Here is a 16,475-nt window from a genome sequence, read left to right as displayed (position 1 = left end):
AAACCAATTACCAATTCGGATTCTGCACCAAATTACCATTCAAGTCACGTTCAGCCTGTGGTATAGGCCACAAATAATGTCTATTTGCATTAAAGGCTCTGTTTTCAACCCGAACGTATCCGTTATCCGTGCCTACCACTTCATTCGTCTTCAATCCGTGACACCATCCGTTCAATACATCATCCGCAATTCTCCAACGGATAATATCCTTATGACGATGCCCCTCCAATGCCAGTTCCGAACGACGTTCATTCCGTACAATCTCAATCAGTTTATCTTTAGAAGCTCCTTCCGGGAATTCCACTGCTGAAGCAAGTGTAAATCCGGCTCTATCACGAATTGGTTTAATAGTTGCATCCCAAGCCGTCTTATCCAGTTCACCTAACTCTGCCAACGCTTCCGCATTCATCAATAGAATATCAGCATAACGAATCAAAATCGGATTCAAACCGGAATAAAGAGTAGCACGATACGTATTATCCCAGTATTTCTTGATATAATAACCGGTAGCCGAACAATCCGAACCTACACCGTATCCATCTTTACCTTCCCCTTTCTCACAGTTGATTTCGACTTCTGTTCCGTCAACCAACGTATATGAGTTTCCGGTATACATCACTGTTGCTTTCAAACGCGGGTCACGATTAGCATACGGATGAGTCTCATCAAACGATGTTCCTGTTTCTTTGATTGTCTTTCCATCCAACATGATATAGCTGTCTACCAATTCCTGCAAAGGAGAAAGCTGGGAATATCCCCCCAATGAAGGTGGCAGGAAAGCATACATCATCTGATGTTCACGACTGGTCGGACGATACTGTGCATCCAGAATTACTTCTGAATTATATTCATTGGCAATTTCAAACAGTCCTGCATAACTGCCAAAGAGCTTAAATCCACCCTCCGTCATAATGGTAGACGTGATATTTTTCACTTGCATCCAGTTACCTTCGAATAGATAGATTTTAGCTTTGATAGCCATTGCTGCCCAACGGGTGATCCGTCCTTTATTATCCGCATCATAAGAAGTCGGCAAATAATTACCGTTAATCACTTCATCCAAATCCGCCAGCATATTAGCAATGACAGTAGCTCTGTCAGTACGTGCGATAGACATACTTTCCTTAATAGAAAGCACTTTCGTTGTATAAGGCACATCTCCGAACTTCGTATACAATTCATAATAATTATAAGCACGGAGTACTTTAGCCTCACCGATATAACGTTTCTTCAAATCCGTGTCCAAATCCGGTACACGATCAATATTCTCCAATAGTTCATTACACATACGGATACCCGTATAACGTCCGTCCCATACCTTTTTCACATAAGAGTCTGCTGTAGAATATGAGCCATTGCCAATGTTTTGTGTAAAATCATTGGGTTGTTTGGTGTATGCATTGTCCGTCATAGCTTCACTGTAAAGCTGTTCGTCCATATTTCCCAAATATGTATAGCAAGTATTCAACGCCTTGACAGCTGCTTCAGGATCTTCTTCCCAATAGGTCAAGTCCGTTTCTCTGTCATACGGTGCCGTATCCAAGTCAACACAAGAGGCACCGCCCACTACCAAAACAGCAGATAAAATCAAATTCTTTATAGTTGTTTTCATCACGGTACAGTTTAAAATTTAACATTAAGTCCAAATGAATATACTCTTGCCACAGGATAAGCACGACCACTGCCGTCTCCGGTATATTCCGGGTCCCATCCGCCTTTCATCTTTGTGAAAGTCAACGGGTTCTGCACGCTGACAAAAATTCTCAAATTCTTGACATAGAGTTTTTTCATCCATTGCTGCGGGAAAGTATATCCGATCTGCGCATTTTTCAGACGCAAATATTTAGCGTCCTGAATCCAGAAATCTGATTTTGCAGCATTATTAGCAGATTCCGCTCCCATTGTCAGACGGGGATAAGTAGCATCCGGATTATTCGGAGTCCAACGATCCTGATGGAAATCCATTACCGGACCTTCATTATTATTATGGAAAGCCTCAACAGATTCACCACGCATCCACTTATTACGTCTTCCCACTCCTTGCCACATCATAGAGAAATCAAATCCTTTATATTCCAGCCCATAAGTAAAGCCGAAAGTATATCTCGGAAAATCATTGCCTACGATAAAACGGTCATCATCCGGTTTAATCACACCATCGCCATTTTTATCCAGATAGCGGATATCTCCCGGTTTCGGTGTAATACCTTCCAAATGGGGTCCTTTCTGACATTCTTCCTCATTCTGGAAAAATCCGTCTGAACGATATGCATAATAAGAATACAAAGGATAACCTTCCTTAATAATGGTCTGCACATCGGAACCACCGATAATCTCCGTGCCGCGCGTATCTATTACTTCATTAAAGCTATCTGAAATATTTCCGGCAAAGTTATGCACAACCGGACCGGTTTTCAGGCGATAATTCACAGACAGCTCCCATCCTCTTGTCTCTACCTTACCAGCATTCTGAATCGGCGCACCATTACCAAACAGTCCGGGAACCGGTAAATTCACCAAAATATCTTTTGTACGGTTATTAAAGCAGTCAAAAGTAATATTCAAATCATTATTCAATAATCCCAATTCAAAACCGATATTAGCCATACGGGTAGTTTCCCACTTCAGGTCGGGATTTGCAGAAGCAAATTCAGCCGTCTGCGCCAGCTTGTCGCCGAAACTGATACCGTTCTTTACAGACACCGTCTGCATATATTGATAAGCACCAATACGGTTATTACCTACCAATCCCCAAGAACCTCTGATTTTCAGAGAAGGAACATACGGTTTCAATACAGACCAAAAATTTTCTTCCGAAATACGCCATCCTGCAGAGAAAGAAGGGAAGACTCCCGAACGGTTTCCTTTAGCAAAATAAGAAGAGTAGTCATTACGGATATTAAATTCCAGCAAATATTTCTCATCATAATTGTAAGTGGCTCTTGCAAAACCGGAATAGATAGCCCAGTCACTTGCCGAGCCAGTATTGCTTACCTTATCACCACTCAAATCACCTACAAAAATGTCGTATTTAGAATCTTCCGTCAAGCGACTGGTAGAGAATTGTTTTTCAGAGAAACCCTCATAAGCATAACCCAGTAATCCACCGATAGAGTGCTTTCCTATCTTCGTATTATAAGTCACCATCAGATTGGTAGTAATATTCTTAGAGCGGTAGAATTGTTCGGTCAACTTGTTTTCCGAATCTCCCGTACCTTCAAAAGCTTTCCGGTTTTCATGCAATTTATTATTCCACACGCGTCCACCAGCACTTCCTATCAGTTTCAATCCTTTATATACTTCCCATTCGGCTTGTATAGTTCCCAACAATTCGTCGTTTACATTCTGGCGATAACCACCTTCTTCCAAACGTTGCAAACCGTTTGAGTTACTTCCGGCAGGATAATTATAACTGCCATCTTCATTTTTAATCGGATAAATCGGCGGCATACGGTTTGCCTGCTCGATAATCCATTCCGTCCAGTAAGCATGTTCTTTAATGTCATTACGGGCAAACTGTGAAGTCAGATTCAACGTAAAATTCTTCGTCACCTTATGGCTTACATTCAAACGGGCATTGTAGCGTTTGTAGCCATAATCCGGTCCCTTGAACATACTGCTCTGATCTAAATATCCCAGAGAAGCCATATAAGACAGCTGGTCATTTCCTCCTGTCATTGAAACGCTGTGTGAGCTTTGAGGAGAATTGCGGTTATACAGTTCTTTCACCCAATTCACGTTCGGACCGCCATTTCGATATTGTGCAATCTGTTCGGGAGTGAATTTTGCCGATCTTCCCGAATTAACAGCCGCTTCATTATATAATTCCGCGTATACCCATGAATCCGCAATTTTAGGCAGTGAGGTAGGTTGCTGAACACCATACATAAAATCATAAGAGATTTCTACCTTACCGGCTTTTCCTTTCTTTGTAGTTACAAGCACTACACCATTGGAAGCGCGTGAACCGTAAATCGCTGTAGAAGAAGCATCTTTCAAAATAGAAACTTGTTCAATATCTGCCGGATTCAAATTAGCCAGCGATCCTTCAATTCCATCAATTATCACCAACGGATCATTATTATTCATCGTATTCAATCCGCGGATGTTTATAGAAGGTACACTACCCGGTGTAGAAGTTCCCTGCTGGATAACCAAACCGGGAGTAGTTCCCTGCATAGCCTCCAAAACGTTGGCAATAGGTTTTCCTTCCAATTCGTCCGTTGAAAGAGAAGAAACAGCTCCTGTCAGATTCACTTTCTTCTGTACGCCGTAGCCCACTACTACCACATCTTTCAACGCAACCACGTCCGACTTCAGCACCACATTAATCAATTTACGACCGTTCACCGGAACTTCCTGTGTTTCATATCCTATTGAGGAAACTACCAATACCACTTTTGAAGTAACATTCAGTGTGAAATTTCCGTCCATATCCGTAGCTGTACCCGTAGATACCCCTTTCACCAGTACGGTAGCCCCAATCACGGGTTCCCCGTCTGCCATTACTTTACCTTTCACTGTGATTGTATTAGATTGCGCATACAGTTGGGAACCAATAGTCACATTCATACAAACAATCAACATAACAGCCAATAATTGCCAACTCGAAAACGCCGTTCTGAAAAGTCGGCGGGCAAATTGCGCGTTCAATAGATTAGATTGTTTCATAATATTTTATATTTGAATTAATAGAAGAGTTATCATGTATTATAAGATATTAAGTTGGGACAAAGCAAAAGAATAAGCTCCCAAAGCGACCGCCCTGCTTGCCCCCAGAGAAGAAACAGCAATACCTATTTTCTTATGACAGGCATACTGCACCTGCCTCTCTGAAAATGGGATTTTCACCATCTTGTCCTTTTCTTCCAAGAATTTATCCCATGATTCTTTTTCAGCCAGATTGAACACTTCCATCTGCAAACAAGGGAAAGAAGCTCCTGCAAAAGTGCCAATCTGTCGATTCATTTCATTCATGATTCCCGGAAGTATGTATTTAGCCGCTCCGGCCACTCCTCCGCCAATCACCACCAGACCGTCTACAATATTCAATGCACGGATAATGGCATCACCCGCCATTTCTCCCAATTCATTGAAACTCCGGACAGCAGCCTGCCGGTCTCCCTCTGCCGTTCCTTCGGCAATATCAAAAATATCTTTGGGAGTCAAAGGAGAAGCATCCTTTCCTGTCAGTTCCTGATATACTCGTCTGACAGCCCTGATGCTAACACTTTCTTCCGCAATCATTTCAGGATATTTCTTGTTCCGCATAATCCAGACGTCGCCACCGCAACCGTTATCTCCGGTCAGTAACCGGTTGTCAATCACCACTCCGGCACCAAATCCCGTACCCAGTGTTATTCCGAGCAGATTTTTATATACCTTACTACTGCCTGCTTCTTTCAGACGCTTATTTACTTCGGGTAAAGTGCCTGCCAAAGCTTCACCATAGGCGAACAAATTACCGTCATTATTAATAAAAACCGGAATACCAAATTGCTCTTTCAAATAAGGTCCGAGTGCCACTCCTCCCCTGAAAGCCGGGAAGTTAGGCAAGTCACCAATAATTCCATGCTCATAGTCAGCAGGCCCGGGGAAAGCAAAACTGATAGCTACCGGAAGTTTAGGCAATCGTTTTTCAACTTCCAGGAAGCCTTCTACAAGAACAGACAAGCAACGTTCTAAGTCGTCGGACGCTGCCGGAAGGCAAATAGGTTCCACTATTTCGCGACAGCCCTGTATGGCTGAAAACACAAAATTAGTGCCTCCCGCATCAAGCGTCATTACGATTCGTTCATCATGTTCATACATAGTTTTCAAGATATTAGATAATTGAATTATTTCATTATTAAAAGCGTACGTAGGCTTTTATCGTTACACATTCTTTTCCTGCCGATTTACCATACGGGGCAATGGTGTACTCTTTCACCGCAGCAGGAATGATAAATGTTTCCGCATAATGCACCACGAAAGGTTCAAAGGCGTGAGTAGGACTCTCAACGACGGCCTCTTCTCCCTCCAGCAAATTCAGCACATTTACACTGTCGTTTGTGTGATGCAGCACCGGTGACGAGAAACGGTGACGGCGGGTTTCGATAAATTCATTCGGATGCAATCCGGTACGTTCCTCCATCCACCCATCTCCGGAAGCCACTTCCTTAAACTGATTGCGAAGATGTTCATTTACATATTCCGTATCCCGATTCCAGTTGATTACGCATTTACCACGTTCCACATTGATTGGGCGTGGTTTTCCATCCAGCCCCAGACGTTGCCAGTCCCATAGTTTGAAAGTAAAGAGGTTCGGAGTCGAACTGATTTCAAGCACCATGCTATTCGCACCGGAACAATGAATCGTTCCTCCCGGAATCAGAAAGTGATCGTGTTTCTTTGTCGGAATCTTGTTGACATACTTTTCTGCGTCGAACACCAATTCACCTTTTTGTGCCTTACGCAAATCAGCGATCATCGCTTCTTTATCAACACCCGTTTTCACTCCCAGATAAACTACGGCATCTTCTTCCGCGTCTACCATGTAGTAGCTTTCATCCTGTGTATAATACATACCGAAACTATCACGGATAAATTGAGTGGTAGGATGCACCTGCAAACTCAAATTACCTCCACCTATCGTATCCAAAAAGTCGAAACGGATGGGGAAGTCTTTTCCAAAACGGGCTTCCACCGGTTCGCCAAGCAACTCTTTACTTTTCAGCAACACCAAATCGACCGAAGGAAGTTCGAAGCGCACTCCGTTCACCTCAAAATAGAGGCTGTTTTCTTCGGGCACACAGTCAAAGCACCAACCAAAATTTTCGCGTTCACGATCCAAATCGCAAACATCTTTCATCCATTGACCACCCCAGGGAGCCGGATCGAAGAAAGGAACTACCCGGAACGGCGTGTTCACCGTTGCCTCTACCCCTTTAAAGAAAGTATCCTTATCAATCATCTTCGGTGTTCCGGCCACATGGGTGTCAATCCAGAATTCTACCCTGTCAAACAATCTTTCCTTATACCTATCACATACTCTCCAATCATTGAAATAGCCTCTCTTGTATTGCAAAGAAACGGCATCTTTCCGATTGTCTATCCCTAAAGCTTTTACCTCATGCCGACGGAAACGTTGTTGAATTTCCCAACGTGCCATATCCGCATATACAATCATCGCATCCTGCGGAGCCACCATGGCAGCTCCCGTACCTATTATTACAATAGTATCCTCCGCTTCACTAATTTGCTTTTGAGCAGCAGCCAATTTATCCGCATCCAAATAATCTTCCAGTTTCAAATTGGTCACATAGCCAAACAACACATCTTCTGTCATGAAGCGTTCCGTCAAAGTTTGGATCTCTTGTTCCGGTTTCATCAAATCACGCACATTCATCACCTTTCCGGAGAATTCTTTTGAAAAAGCATCCAGCACTTCTTCTTCATATACTCCAGTATATAAATCCACTGCCAGCACTTTTCTTGCATCCATTTGATTTTTTAACACAGAAATGATAGCATCCCAACCCTGAACAAGCATCCCCGTCAACTTCGTAGAAGGAAATTTATCATAATTAGCTTTTCTCATATTATAGTTGTTTTTAATTTTATATGTTCATACATACTTTAGATTGTGCAAATATATAGATTTTATTTTTATTTCAAACAAAACTTGGATTATTTTTTGATAAATCTTATATTTGCTGAAAATAAACCAATCCGGATAGATATGAAAATAGACCATAGCAGTGATAAACCTCTTCATATTCAAGCAGAAGAGATACTTAGAAGACTCATAGAATCTGAAGAGTACAAAAACGGAAAGCTATTTCCTAACGAAGTCGAATTGTCTGAACAATTACACATTTCAAGGAACACATTAAGACAAGCTATCAACAAACTCGTGTTTGAGGGACTTCTGGTACGAAAGAAAGGATACGGAACGAAGGTGGTAAAGAAAGGTATCGTAGGCGGAGTAAAGAACTGGCTTAGTTTCTCGCAGGAAATGAAGATGTTAGGTATCGAAATACGTAATTTCGAACTACATATCAGCTTGAAACGTCCGACTGAAGAAATTGGCACATTCTTTAATTTAGGTTCTAATCCTGATGCCCGCTGCGTAGTAATGGAGCGCGTCAGAGGAAAAAAGGAATACCCGTTTGTCTACTTTATCTCTTATTTCAACCCTAACATTCCATTGACTGGAGAAGAAGACTACACACGCCCATTATACGAAATGCTGGAAACTCAATATAATATAGTGGTAAAAACCAGCAAAGAGGAGATTTCAGCCAGACTTGCAGGGGAATTTATCGCAGAAAAGCTGGAAATAAAATCCAGTGATCCTATATTAATAAGGAAAAGATTTGTTTATGATGTGAACGGAATGCCGATTGAATACAACATCGGATACTACCGCGCAGACAGTTTTACTTATACAATAGAGGCGGAAAGATGAAGAGTATGTTCATACATACACAACATAGAAAGACTATTTTAAAGACCGGAACTCTTATCTTCTTTTAAAATAGTCTTTTTGCATTCCATTTCTTTGCATTATGCTTTATCCATCATCTATCATTTATTATTAAACTTACCAATAGAGCGCCCGGCAAGAATCCTGTCCAGACTTTCATCCACAACACCTATCATCTGAAGTTTGGATAATAAATGATAGTAGGAAGTTTTTCCTACTCCTTCTATTCTTAACAGACTTTTCCAACCTCTTCCCGATACGATTTCCAGTAAATCTTTTACCGTTCGAACATCTTGATTATACAAAACATTACCCAACCGGGTATCAGCTACTTTGCAAACAGGTAATTGAAGTATCCACTCTTCCTGCTCAACATTTATATTCTTATTATTGTCTGCCAAAGATAAAAAACGAGCATTGATAGCACGTTTTCGATAAGTAGCCAATATATCTTTCTTCAGTTTCAATCCTTTAAGTATAGAGTTATAAATTTGCAATGTCTTTTGATAGGTAATTCGATGCCGACCAGCCACTTTTTCTACTGATTCTCCTGTAGAAATAGAATAGAAAATATTGCGGGCAACAGGGTGAAGAATCAATGCTGCCAGTTCACGAATGATTATTTCATATAGCGGTTTACAGGTCTTCTGTGTTCTCAATACATATAGTAGATCATCGTATCTGGAAATGATAAAGTCACGTTCCAATTTCTTTTCTTCTACGATTTTAGAAAGGTAATCTGCTTCTAAACCAAGTCTTTTGTGAGCTTCCAGATAAGCATCCAAACTCTCATCATCCAAAAACAACTGATCGTTGATTCGGGAACTCGTAATGTATCCAAGATTTGCCCAATTCTTTAAAATAGCCTCTTGGATGTCGTGTCTTTCGGACATCTGTTTTGTTGTGAGCCAATTTGCCATAAAAAAACGGAACTAGATTAATAATATTAACTAGTTCCGTACCTTTTATTATAAAAAAGTACGGAGCTGTCACAATCCCGCTAACAGGAGGTAGTAACGGCTACCCAACGCACACGGGCAGACAGCCCGTACCCTATGAGAAGTCATAGAAGTACAGGCGTCTTCCCGGCGTGAGTTAAAAAATCCGTTACAATTTCCTGTTAGCCGAGGAAACGCACAATCGCATACCACAAAGGCATACTACGTTCCAATGACAAAGGTACAAATACTTTTCGGAAAACAACAAAAGAAAGCCGCAAATGTTTAGTGAAAATCAAAGACAGAATATTGTATTAAAAAAAGCCGGTTATTGAATCAGTGTCAATAACCGGCTTTCACTATTACCTATCATTCTGTTTTATTTTGTACTTGCCAGCAACAGAGTTGCATTGTTATCATTCAACGCATAAACCGCCTTTTCTACATTACTGTTATAAGTCTTGCTTCTATCATTCCAACGGGCATAGTCCACAGTCACTTCATTGGCACTGTATTCCACATTCATTTTGAAGTAAGGAGTCCAAACTTCCTTTACACTATCCCACTTGGCGGCTTCTTTGCTTATCACACGATTTTCGTTATCGTAAGTATAAGTATAGCGGAGGTGGCGATACAAGTGACCGTCTTCATTACGATAGATGTTCTTAGCGGTTATTACTTCACCAGTCATTTCATTATTGGTTACAAATTCTGTAGGGTTCATTGCACTTGCAGAGAAGTTCATTACACTTGCCATTACTACTGCTACCATCACAACTGCTTTTGAGAATAAATTTGTTTTCATAATCGTTATTTTATTATTATTATTATTATTCGTTTATAGTGGTTGTTGTTTCGCAACCGCTTTCGCTTATATATAGTCAATCGGCGTGCCAAAACAATAAATCTCTGATAATCAACAGATATTCAAATTTACACGATGTTCATTATCGGACAACTGTCCGCACAGAAGCGGACAATAACAGCCCGATTGTTACTTTTTCTATGTATAAATCAGTCCAACGACCATTCATTTGAGTCGTTTTAAAGTTTATGCAATCCAGTTTTAATAAGGAAACATATCCGGCATCATTTTTTTCGTGTATTTTTGCAGAAGAATCACTCAAGTAACAAAACAACATGAAGATAGTCAAGAATCAATTCACCAAATATGAAGAAGATGGTTCGCTAGGCAAAGATTTATATGCTGCGCTGGCTGATCTTGTGAAAGAGTACGACTATCCGGCCTGCTTCAATTTTCCGGCAGAGCACGTAACTCATAACCTGCCGCTCATTAATGGAGCGAAAGTGGAATTTACCGTCGGGGAAAAGGAGGTGGAATTAAAGTTCGTTTTTTAGAAGATAGAAACAGTAGGCAACCCCTTTTCCACCCGTGAGACCGTAAGTTCCGAACAAGTAGCGCGTTCTGCTACCTGCGCAATACTCAAATTCCGTCTCAAACGAGCCAATTTTATTTGTTCGCCTACAATCTGCATTTTCGAAATCAACTTACGGGGAAGTTTAGTTCCCATCGTACTCTTTGTCATAATCGTAATCTATCATATAATATACAAAGATAAGATTTATTATTTATTATATGATTGGTTGATAAGAAAAAGATTAGATCAAGCGTATGTATACAAAAAGACAGACTTCAATAAAAAGTTTTCGTTTCATATATAGCATAAAAGGTACACCATTTTATTTTCAAATACGTAACTTACAGCTAACAAAGCTTCCCGATAAAGAAAAGATTCATTTAAAATAAAATCATTCAGATCGGTATCTCCACAATCGAACGATTTTATTTTTTCTGAAATATTTAATTTATGCATCTCATACGCTTCCTCTATCAACTGACGATTCATATTTTATTTTTTAAAGATTTTCATTGCCAGTTCATAGTCTTTCAACCTTTTTTCCCGCTGCTCCGACGTTTCACTACGCTTCTCTTTCATCCGTTCTTCAAATCGCCGAGCATCTTCTCCGAAAAGTATCGGAGTTTCCTTAATTGGTCTTGCCATACTTATACAACTCCTTTCTTTTGGTTTATACGCTACAAAAGTAATTGTATAAATCAGGAAGTGCAAGTTATTACGAAGTTATCTTATTCATATAGAATTGACTATTTATCGCCTCATCCCATTCACAAGATAAAACAATAGCATTTTTATCTTGTCTACAGGATAAAAAACACCTATATTTGTATCATTGATAAGATATAAAAATCATGAACCCAAAAATTGACTTTAACGACGTCCCAAAGAATTATTTATACTGCACCCACAGCAAATGTCCGCGCCGTAATAAATGCCTACGCTATCAAGCTACGCTCTGTATACCGCAAAACGTTTCTGATTTCCGGACAGTCAATCCCAACCACATAATAGGAAACGAAGACAACTGCAACTTTTTCAAACCATACTGCACTTCACGCTTCGCATGCGGAATAGACCACATATTGGACAACCTCCCCTATTCTACGGCTGTCACCATCCGCAAAGAATTATATTCTTTGATGGGGCGCAGCATGTTTTACCGCATCCGCAACAAAGAACGAATGCTACATCCTGACGAACAAAAGCAGATTGTCGCTGTCTTTCTAAAGCATGGCATCGAAAACAAACCCGAATTCGACCAATATATCGATTTATTCGATTGGTAAAAACTTTATCAGAAAGGCTATAAAGTGGCGTTTCCGAATATTCTGACAAGGGATAATACTCACCCCTATGAGAAAAAATACTCATACTAATGGGAATATATTCTCATAGGTATGAGTATTTTTTCTCATAGGGATGAGTATCGTTGAGAATTCACCAGCCGCGTACAATATTGATATATAATCGTCCTATTCTTATATTGATAATAACTGCCTGCAATTACCTTTGTTGCCAACCGATTATTTCAGGAAGATTGCATTAGTTAAACAAGCCGTTTTACTTGGTATACTCCAAAAATAATTCATAAGTTTGTTTTGTATTAAAGGAGTCCATTGTATGTATAAGAAGTATATCCCATTTCTTTTATTATTTATTTCTACTCTTTCGTTTGGACAAAATATTCACTTTCAAGCGCTCGGAGTAGAAAATGGTATTTCACAACCTACAGTAACATCTATTTATCAAGATGAATTCGGTATCATCTGGATAGGAACCAAAGATGGCCTGAACCGATATAACGGCACTGACTTCCATGTTTTCCGTCCGATAGAGAACGATAAGAACAGTTTGTACAATAATAATATAGGCACTATCTGTGGTGATAAAAACGGCCACATCTATATCCGTTGCAAGTATGCAGTGGTGAAATATGATATCAGGAAAAATGTTTTCCATACTATCCGCAATAATAATGTTCAGGCTATCACGTATGGCAACACACGTTTATGGGTTTGTACCAGAGACTCATTATTTACATATAATTGTGCGGAAGATAAACTGGAATATTATTACAATCTGGACGATGTGCGCATATCATGCGTCACTGAAGATCATGAAGGCAACCTGTATGTAGGAACCATGAATAAAGGCTTGTACATGATAGACAGCAACAAGAAATGGCTTAATTATCTTCCCGATAAAGATATAACCTGTATTTATGAAGATTCCAAGAAAAACATCTGGATAGGGACTAAGGATGACGGACTTTTCCGGCTAGACAGAAACGGTGTACAAACCAACTACAAGGACGGACCTTATAAAAACAGGCTTTCCAGTAATTATATCCGTTGCATTATGGAAGACAGCTGGGGGAATTATTGGATAGGCACTTTTAAAGGGCTGGACAAGCTGGATGTCTCCACCAATATTACTCATTACAGTGAAGACAACAAGCCTTATAGCCTAAGCAACTCTTCTATCATTTGTATGATGAAAGATCAGCAGGGGACCTTCTGGATAGGTACCTACTATGGAGGAATCAACCTATTTAATCCGGATTATGAAATCTATACCTATTATTATCCGGATGAATCGCAGAAAGGAAAATTGACTTCTCCTTTCGCCGGAAGAATGAAAGAAGACTCCAAAGGCGGCATTTGGATCGCAACAGAAGGCGGAGGAGTGAATTATCTCGATAGAAAAACAAAAAACTTCATCGAATATAAACATAGTAATAATAGTAATTCTCTTACATCCAATGCAATCCAAGCTCTATATCTGGATGAGAAGAACCAGCTCCTATGGATAGGAACGCTAAAGGGAGGATTGGACAAGCTGGATTTGAAAACACAGAAATTCACCAACTACAGACATATTCCCGGCAAGGAGAATACATTGATTAACGATATAGTCCGGAAAATTATTCCGTATAAAGGAAACTTGTTGCTGGCCACCCACGACGGTATCGGTTTATTTAATCCGCAAACCGGAGAATGTACCAAACTATTAATGGACAGCAAACTCAACAACAGGCAGATCATCGATATGCATCTCGACAAGCATGACAATCTATGGTTTTCCTATTACCGGGGGCTGGTAAAGTATAATATTGAAACCCATAAACGGGATGAATACTTTGTTCCCAACACCTCAGGAAGAGTCATAGGAAGCAACCTTATAAATGTACTCTTTGAAGATAAAAAAGGAAACATATGGGCAGGTTCTTCCGGAGACGGGATATTTCTATACCAACCTGATACTAATACATTCAAGTCGTTTAACTCACAAAATTCAGACTTGATTAACGATTATATCCTGGATATAAACGAATCTCTTTCCGGTTACCTTCTGATAGCAAGCAACCAGGGCTTTTCTCGTTTTGACATGGAAAACGAGCGGTTTTATAACTATAACAAACAAAATGGTTTCCCGATGACAGCGTTGAATCCTTACGGATTGTTTGTTGCCCATGATAATGAGATCTTCCTATCCGGTCCTAAGATGATGATATCTTTCTTTGAAAAGGAACTGAATTCTTACGTTAAACCTTATCAACTGAACTTTACTTCATTGGAGGTGAACAATAAACTCATATTGCCTAATGATGGTTCCGGTATCCTTTCCGAGTCTATCTTATATCAACCGCAAATCACTCTGAACCACAACCATTCCATACTCACTGTTAATTTCTCATTATCAAATTATGTATCAGTACTAAGAAATCGGATTTACTATAAACTGGAGGGCTTTGATAAAGAATGGATGAGTGCCGGTTATCGCAAAGGTATCACTTATACGAACCTGAATCCGGGTAACTACAAGCTAATGATAAAAAGCTCCGAAGAATATTCCGGAAGGGAAAGCATTTGCAAAGAAATAGACATTATTGTAAAACCGCCTTTCTATAAATCGACATGGGCGTACTGCTCTTATGTCGTTATCATGATTATTTCTCTCTATATAATAGTGAGTTTCTACTCTTCCAAGTTGAAATTGAGGGCCTCACTTGAATATGAGAAGAAAGAAAAAAAGCAGATAGAAGAATTGAACCAGTCCAAACTCCGATTTTTCACTAATATATCACATGAATTCCGTACTCCGCTTACTCTGATTGTGAGTCAGCTGGAAATGTTGATGGAACGGAATGATATTCAACCGCTAGTATATGGCAGACTGATAGGCATCCATAGAAACACACTGCGCATGAAACGTTTGATAACCGAATTGCTTGACTTCAGGAAACAAGAGCAGGGATTCGAAAAGTTTAAATATAGCAAACAGAATATCTATTCGTTTCTGGATGAAATTTATCTATCCTTCAAGGAATATGCCAGAGGCAAACAGATTATTTTCGAATACTTCAACAAAGACCGTTCATTAGATGTATGGTTTGATGTGGTGCAACTGGAAAAGGTTATTTATAATTTATTGTCCAATGCCTTTAAATATACACCTCTCGGAGGTACGGTTTCGTTGTCAGTACAAGAGTATGAAAACAGCGTTATGATACTTATTTCAGATACGGGAATCGGCATTGCCGAGGAAAATCTGGACAAGATATTCGACCGCTTCTATCAAGTCGACAGCTTGGATAACCAGAAAGGTACGGGCATCGGGCTGGCTCTTGCAAAAAGTATTATCGAAGCTCACCAAGGTAAAATCGGCGCCCGAAGCCGGGAGGGAAAAGGAACGACATTTGTCGTCGAGTTGCCTTTGGGAGACAGCCACATATCGGCTTCACAGAAGATAGAGACTCCTGATATTGATTCATACTGCATCTCGTTACTGAAGATGGATGATGAAAAGATGCCGGAGGAACTGCCGGATGACGACAACTCCGACAGTAAGGAAGAACCGTCGAATAAAATACTGATTGTCGAAGATAACGAAGAGTTAAGAGAACTGCTAGTACGGTTATTCTCCAAAGTATATTCGGTTTATGAAGCACAAGACGGTGAAGAAGGTTTTGAAAAAACCAAAGAAGTGCAACCCGATATTGTGCTTAGTGACATCATGATGCCCAAAATGTCCGGTATAGAAATGTGCCGGATGATTAAGAGTAATTTTGAAACGTCACACATTCCTGTAATACTGCTCACAGCACAGACTGCGGAAGAATTTACTATACAAGGGTTAAAAATGGGGGCGGATGACTATATCACCAAACCTTTTAATGTGAAACATTTGTTTATGCGTTGTAATAACCTGGTGAACGGCAGAAAGCTGTTACAGAAAAAATATGCTAAACAAATGGATAATAATATAGATATTCTGGCAACCAATGGGGCAGACCAGCAATTTATGGAACAATGTGTGACCTGTATCGAACAGAACATCGATAATCCCGATTTTGACGTGAATATGTTTGCACAGGCTTTAAACATCGGACGCACTAAGTTATTCCTGAAACTGAAAGGAATAACAGGACAGACACCGAATGATTTTATTTTGAACGTCAGACTGAAAAAAGCACAAATGCTGCTGATCCAGTCTGACACTAAAACAATTTCAGAAATAGCTTATGAAGTAGGTTTCAACTCTCCAAGCTATTTCATTAAACGATTCAGGGAATTGTTTGGAATGACACCGGCACAGTTCCAGAAAGGAGAAGAAAAAAAGACTCCCGAATAAGCACTTTCCAGATTAGCGGTGCTTTATCTGAATTTATCAATACGTGGAATAAATTTA

10 protein-coding genes and 2 pseudogenes are annotated in these 16,475 nt (G+C 40.0%); 4 read left to right on the top strand and 8 right to left on the bottom strand.

Annotation, left to right across the window (positions count from 1 at the left end):
- Nucleotides 1-7 precede the first annotated feature (7 nt).
- The 4 genes from AAHJ11_RS17795 to AAHJ11_RS17780 are packed head-to-tail and all read right to left on the bottom strand — an operon-like array spanning nt 8 to nt 7,579.
- Nucleotides 8-1,612, bottom strand: coding sequence for a RagB/SusD family nutrient uptake outer membrane protein (locus AAHJ11_RS17795; protein WP_217723636.1), 1,605 nt, complete (start codon nt 1,610-1,612; stop codon nt 8-10).
- Between the two features lie 11 nt (nt 1,613-1,623).
- Nucleotides 1,624-4,671 (bottom strand): SusC/RagA family TonB-linked outer membrane protein, encoded by a 3,048-nt coding sequence (locus AAHJ11_RS17790; protein WP_413579951.1) that lies wholly within the window; start codon nt 4,669-4,671, stop codon nt 1,624-1,626.
- 39 nt (nt 4,672-4,710) lie between these two features.
- Nucleotides 4,711-5,811, bottom strand: a complete 1,101-nt coding sequence (locus tag AAHJ11_RS17785; protein WP_217723635.1) for an ROK family protein — start codon at nt 5,809-5,811, stop codon at nt 4,711-4,713.
- A gap of 37 nt (nt 5,812-5,848) precedes the next feature.
- Complete coding sequence (locus AAHJ11_RS17780) at nt 5,849-7,579, bottom strand: class I mannose-6-phosphate isomerase (protein ID WP_148365186.1); 1,731 nt, start codon at nt 7,577-7,579, stop codon at nt 5,849-5,851.
- A 141-nt stretch (nt 7,580-7,720) separates the two neighbouring features.
- Here AAHJ11_RS17780 and AAHJ11_RS17775 point away from each other — a divergent pair, with 141 nt between their 5' ends.
- Nucleotides 7,721-8,449 carry a GntR family transcriptional regulator gene (locus tag AAHJ11_RS17775; protein ID WP_148365187.1) on the top strand — a complete coding sequence of 243 codons (729 nt, stop codon included), beginning with the start codon at nt 7,721-7,723 and terminating at the stop codon, nt 8,447-8,449.
- A 119-nt stretch (nt 8,450-8,568) separates the two neighbouring features.
- Here the strand turns inward: AAHJ11_RS17775 and AAHJ11_RS17770 are convergent, their stop codons facing one another.
- Both AAHJ11_RS17770 and AAHJ11_RS17765 read right to left on the bottom strand, forming a co-directional pair.
- Complete coding sequence (locus AAHJ11_RS17770; RefSeq protein ID WP_148365188.1) at nt 8,569-9,360, bottom strand: hypothetical protein; 792 nt, start codon at nt 9,358-9,360, stop codon at nt 8,569-8,571.
- Nucleotides 9,361-9,784: 424 nt separating this feature from the next.
- Complete coding sequence (locus AAHJ11_RS17765; RefSeq protein WP_008998884.1) at nt 9,785-10,210, bottom strand: DUF3836 domain-containing protein; 426 nt, start codon at nt 10,208-10,210, stop codon at nt 9,785-9,787.
- A gap of 341 nt (nt 10,211-10,551) precedes the next feature.
- Here AAHJ11_RS17765 and AAHJ11_RS17760 point away from each other — a divergent pair.
- Nucleotides 10,552-10,764: pseudogene (locus tag AAHJ11_RS17760) on the top strand (LD-carboxypeptidase); the annotation flags it as partial.
- 2 nt (nt 10,765-10,766) lie between these two features.
- On the opposite strand, the pseudogene AAHJ11_RS17755 reads toward AAHJ11_RS17760, so the two are convergent.
- Together AAHJ11_RS17755 and AAHJ11_RS17750 are read right to left on the bottom strand one after the other, a co-directional pair.
- Nucleotides 10,767-10,952 (bottom strand): annotated as a pseudogene (locus tag AAHJ11_RS17755) (helix-turn-helix domain-containing protein); the annotation flags it as partial.
- Nucleotides 10,953-11,276: 324 nt separating this feature from the next.
- Nucleotides 11,277-11,429 carry a hypothetical protein gene (locus AAHJ11_RS17750; protein WP_167511778.1) on the bottom strand — a complete coding sequence of 51 codons (153 nt, stop codon included), beginning with the start codon at nt 11,427-11,429 and terminating at the stop codon, nt 11,277-11,279.
- A 206-nt stretch (nt 11,430-11,635) separates the two neighbouring features.
- On the opposite strand from AAHJ11_RS17750, the gene AAHJ11_RS17745 reads away from it, so the two are divergent.
- Both AAHJ11_RS17745 and AAHJ11_RS17740 read left to right on the top strand, forming a co-directional pair.
- On the top strand, nt 11,636-12,070 hold the full coding sequence (locus tag AAHJ11_RS17745; RefSeq protein ID WP_148365189.1) for a DUF6078 family protein: 435 nt from the start codon (nt 11,636-11,638) through the stop codon (nt 12,068-12,070).
- 334 nt (nt 12,071-12,404) lie between these two features.
- Entirely contained in the window at nt 12,405-16,418 is a 4,014-nt protein-coding gene (locus tag AAHJ11_RS17740) for a two-component regulator propeller domain-containing protein (protein WP_413579950.1), read from the top strand.
- Nucleotides 16,419-16,475 lie beyond the last annotated feature (57 nt).

Origin of the sequence: Bacteroides sp. 90-K9/2, assembly GCF_047310725.1 — a bacterium.
Lineage (GTDB): Bacteria > Bacteroidota > Bacteroidia > Bacteroidales > Bacteroidaceae > Bacteroides > Bacteroides vicugnae.
This window is presented reverse-complemented; position numbering and strand designations above follow the sequence as displayed.

What these genes read in the sequence shown, in the direction of transcription:
- AAHJ11_RS17790 (WP_413579951.1), bottom strand. Translation starts at nt 4,671, where the DNA reads ATGAAACAATCTAATCTATTGAACGCGCAATTTGCCCGCCGACTTTTC.
- AAHJ11_RS17795 (WP_217723636.1), bottom strand. Translation starts at nt 1,612, where the DNA reads ATGAAAACAACTATAAAGAATTTGATTTTATCTGCTGTTTTGGTAGTG.
- AAHJ11_RS17750 (WP_167511778.1), bottom strand. Translation starts at nt 11,429, where the DNA reads ATGGCAAGACCAATTAAGGAAACTCCGATACTTTTCGGAGAAGATGCT.
- AAHJ11_RS17765 (WP_008998884.1), bottom strand. Translation starts at nt 10,210, where the DNA reads ATGAAAACAAATTTATTCTCAAAAGCAGTTGTGATGGTAGCAGTAGTA.
- AAHJ11_RS17745 (WP_148365189.1), top strand. Translation starts at nt 11,636, where the DNA reads ATGAACCCAAAAATTGACTTTAACGACGTCCCAAAGAATTATTTATAC.
- AAHJ11_RS17770 (WP_148365188.1), bottom strand. Translation starts at nt 9,360, where the DNA reads ATGTCCGAAAGACACGACATCCAAGAGGCTATTTTAAAGAATTGGGCA.
- AAHJ11_RS17785 (WP_217723635.1), bottom strand. Translation starts at nt 5,811, where the DNA reads ATGTATGAACATGATGAACGAATCGTAATGACGCTTGATGCGGGAGGC.
- AAHJ11_RS17775 (WP_148365187.1), top strand. Translation starts at nt 7,721, where the DNA reads ATGAAAATAGACCATAGCAGTGATAAACCTCTTCATATTCAAGCAGAA.
- AAHJ11_RS17740 (WP_413579950.1), top strand. Translation starts at nt 12,405, where the DNA reads ATGTATAAGAAGTATATCCCATTTCTTTTATTATTTATTTCTACTCTT.
- AAHJ11_RS17780 (WP_148365186.1), bottom strand. Translation starts at nt 7,579, where the DNA reads ATGAGAAAAGCTAATTATGATAAATTTCCTTCTACGAAGTTGACGGGG.